The 357-nt window shown below is 61.9% G+C and carries 1 protein-coding gene; it reads left to right on the forward strand.

The window, feature by feature from the left end:
* Positions 1 to 357 (forward strand): oligosaccharide flippase family protein (locus tag PL640_RS25590; protein WP_271363880.1); only part of this gene is annotated, 357 nt, incomplete at both ends.

A 357-nucleotide genomic window follows, 5' to 3' on the forward strand; every position in this document is an offset into this window, starting at 1 on the left:
AAATCGCCAATTTCGTTACTTTCCAGTCACCGATGGTGGTCATTGCCCGGCATCTTGGGCTGGCGGATGCCGGCGCCTATTCCGCCTCCAACCGCTTTGCCAGCATTCCCAACCAGGTGGTTCTGTCGGCTGTCATGGGTGTCCTGTTTCCCGCCTTCAGCCGCATGATGGACGATCCGCAGCGCCGGCGCGATGCGCTGATGTTCAGTACGCAGGTGCTGACCGTGCTTTTGGCACCGATGATGTTCGGCCTCTGGGCCGTGGCGGAGCCGGCCATGCTTGTCATCTTCGGGCAGAACTGGGCCTATGCCTGGCCCGTTCTCGGCCTGCTCGCCCTGTCGAAGGCCATTCTGACGC

Origin of the sequence: Agrobacterium sp. ST15.16.024 (genome assembly GCF_027956545.1) — a bacterium.
In the GTDB taxonomy this organism is placed as follows: domain Bacteria; phylum Pseudomonadota; class Alphaproteobacteria; order Rhizobiales; family Rhizobiaceae; genus Agrobacterium; species Agrobacterium cucumeris.